The organism is Deinococcus murrayi DSM 11303 (assembly GCF_000482805.1).
In the GTDB taxonomy this organism is placed as follows: Bacteria; Deinococcota; Deinococci; order Deinococcales; family Deinococcaceae; genus Deinococcus; species Deinococcus murrayi.
In genome coordinates, this window is record NZ_AXWT01000052.1 from 1 (window position 1) to 2982 (window position 2982).

Annotated in this window: 4 protein-coding genes; 1 reads left to right on the plus strand and 3 read right to left on the minus strand. The window is 61.3% G+C overall.

Translation table 11 applies throughout. The annotated features are described in order from the left end of the window. Positions 1–268: 268 nt before the first annotated feature. Positions 269–724 (minus strand): antitoxin Xre/MbcA/ParS toxin-binding domain-containing protein, encoded by a 456-nt coding sequence (locus H565_RS0109005; protein ID WP_027460737.1) that lies wholly within the window; start codon positions 722–724, stop codon positions 269–271. A gap of 194 nt (positions 725–918) precedes the next feature. Between H565_RS0109005 and H565_RS14925 the strand changes: the two genes are divergently transcribed. Continuing rightward, positions 919–1305: a helix-turn-helix domain-containing protein gene (locus tag H565_RS14925; protein ID WP_084542940.1), complete on the plus strand. Its 387-nt coding sequence runs from the start codon at positions 919–921 to the stop codon at positions 1303–1305. A 121-nt stretch (positions 1306–1426) separates the two neighbouring features. Here the strand turns inward: H565_RS14925 and H565_RS0109015 are convergent, their stop codons facing one another. After that, entirely contained in the window at positions 1427–2002 is a 576-nt protein-coding gene (locus H565_RS0109015; RefSeq protein WP_084542941.1) for an SMI1/KNR4 family protein, read from the minus strand. Positions 2003–2088: 86 nt separating this feature from the next. Further along, positions 2089–2982: vWA domain-containing protein (locus H565_RS16615; RefSeq protein ID WP_169726670.1), on the minus strand; the 894-nt coding region annotated here is incomplete at its 5' end.

Consider the following 2982-nt stretch of genomic DNA (forward strand, 5'->3'; position numbering starts at 1 on the left):
GGGGGCGAGCCTGAGTCTCTAGTCCTGACCGTCCAGTTTTCGGGGAGCAGACCAGCATCACCCGGTCCTCCATTGCTCAGGTCGAGGTGGAACGCAGAAATATTTCCGTGGACAACATGCACCGCCTGGCAGCCGGGGGAGGAGTACCGCTCAGAGACTTGCTGTAGCAGCCACAGTGGAGCAGGTGTGCGGCGCGATAGAGCGTCGCCCTGAACGTGTCAGCATCCAGGGCGGTAAGGGCTGGCTTGAGTTGTGGAGGCTGCGCCACTTACACCCCGGCAACCTGGGCCAAGATACCGATCACGTGCTGACCTTCCCCCTGCTGAACAGCTTCCTCTGGGGTTTTGCCCCCCAGCTCCCAGTTGGGCCGGCGCATGAACTCCCGGGCGGCGTCCGCGTTGCCCGCGACCGCGCAGGCAGCCTGCTCCACCTCCTCCACGGTCAGATCGGGTTTTTCGCTCAACGCGACCAAATCGAGGGCAGGATGGGTCTGTGGGGTCATCTGCTGGTCCTCGTGCCCCCGCTCACGGCGGTAGTACGTGGCGCTGTCCACATCGAGGGGGGGAAGCAGGCCGATAAAGGCAGCGAACGGTTTCGGGGCCGTTGCAGGGGGAGGCAGGTCCAGGTCGATCACAATCGTCTGACCCGCCCGGAGTTGGCGGGCTAGGTCCTGGGGCAGCGTGAGCCGACCCTGCTCGTCGACGGTAGCGGTGATGCGCGTCATACGGGAGACCTCCTGTGCAAGGAGTGTAGGGCGTTGTGAGCATGGGGGTCAGGTGTGCCTGCCGCAATCTGATGACGGTGGCGACTACCGCTTACCTGACGTTGCCAGCCTGGGGCGGCGGCCTCCGTTTCCCCACACGACTCAAGTAAAAAGTAAGTCGCGTGTCCCCACGGAGGCAAATAATGGAGGTGAGTATGGTGGCACCCTTTCTCCCCACCGCCGCCGACACACAGGCCGCTCAGGCGCAGCTTGAGCGACTGCGCCAGCAAGCTGGAAGTTTGCCCCGTCACCTCTCGGAGTTCCTGGAAGACCTCCTGCGCCAGCTCGCGGCGGGCAAGGCCATCCAGATCGTCACCCTCGATCCGGAAATGACCACCCAGCAAGCCGCGGACCTGCTCAACGTCAGCCGCCCCTACGTGGTGAAGCTGGTGGAAGCTGGAGAACTCCCTCACCGCAAGGTCGGGCCGCGCCGTCGCCTGTATCTGGAGGATGTGCTGGCCTATAAGGCTCGCCTAGATGCTCAGCAGCAGGAAGCCCTCCAGGCGCTGGCCGACGACCTGCAGGAGATGGGCCTCGATTGATGCACCTGGCAACTCGTGGGGTGGTGGCTGCTCGCTGGACGGACGCTCTTCACGCAAAGTGGATGCAAAATCCGCTCGAAAACCAGCCTCCTCATAGCCGGGCGCTGGCCCGAGTGAAGGATTAGGGCAGCAGATCAGCCAACGCCGTGCCAGAACTCTGGCGCAGTCGCATGACCGGGAAGCCGTCCTCTTCCCGCACCTCGAAGTTGCCCCGGCGTATCTCCCCGGCCAGCTCGGAAAAGAGGGTGTCCAAATCTGGCGCAACGACACGGGGGTCATCCACATCCGCGCCAAACACCACAACCTGAAAGGGAGTGCCGTCAGGTGGAGGGTTGAGGTCCACCCCCAGATAGTTGCCGGTGTCATCCGTGAAGAGAGGCAGAAAGCGCTGGTCAGAGGGGCGTTCCTGAAGGCGCGGATCACTGCTCTCATCCGGCAATTCCACAGGAGACGGCTGGTGCTGCTGCATGTACTTGAAAATCGCGTCTAGACGCATCAACACCAGGCCGAACAGAAGACGGCCACCCACCTGCTGACCGTCATGCTGGACGAGCAGACGCCGCACACTCTCTGGCAAGGGCTGAGAGAGTTCAGCTTCCAGGCGTTCTACGGCTTGTGGGGGTGGCGGCGGTCGCAAACCTTCTGCCAGGTTGGGGGCAACACTGAGCAGGAGGCCCAGAAACTCTTTCCATTGCATCGGAACTCCTTACCCTTCGGCAAGAAACAACCCGAACCACGGGTGGTCGGGTTGCTTCTTTCAGGTTCATCTGCGGAGATTTTCTATCACTTCTTCGACTTGGGCACCAGAATCTCCATGCTGCCGTACCCGATGTTACCACTCTTATCTTCGGCACTGTACGTCAACAGGTAGCGGCGTCCATTGCCTTTACCACTCCGCTCTGCGCGAACGTAGATGCGACCGTCGGGGGTCACCTTCACGTCTTCCTTGGTATTCCCATCACCCTGACCGTCTTCGGGTTCGCTCACTTCGATACCCACATAGGTGACCTTGGGCGATGGGTCCGTGTTGTCTGTCACCGTGATCTGGGGAGTCACCTCTACCATCTTGTGATTCGGAGGCCAGATGACCTCGGGCGTCGCCTTCACCGAGATGGTCGGCGGCTCAGTGTCGGCTGGGGTTTCCTCCTCACCGATACGCTCGAAAATCTCGCGCAGCACCCTGGTGTAGTCGCTCAGGGAAGCGCCGGGCACGTAGTAGTATGCTCCCCCGGTCTCTTCTGCGATCTGCTTGAGTGTCGTCTGGCTTGACAGGTCCATCGCCTTCAGGCCGCTGCTGGCGGCAGCCGAGCGTCCACAGTCACCGGTCAGCAGGACATTGACGCGAGTGTTGTTGGCGTTCGCCTGCTCGATAATTCCCGAAACGTCCCCAGGCTGTGCCGAGGCGTCGGTCACCACGACAATGTCCTTGGGGGCGTAAGACAGGTTTTCTATCTTGCCGATGTTGCTCAGGGCCGTTGAGATTCCCCCCAGCACATTTTCCGGGCAATCATCACCCCCCCACGAGGTTAGACCGTTGACCTGATTCAGCATGGCTTGACGATCCGTGGTGATCCCGTAATTCGTCACATCGTCCTTGAACGAAACCAGGCTGAAGTAATCGGTTGGTCTGCTCCCCGAAAACTGGACGGTCAGGACTAGAGACTCAGGCTCGCCCCC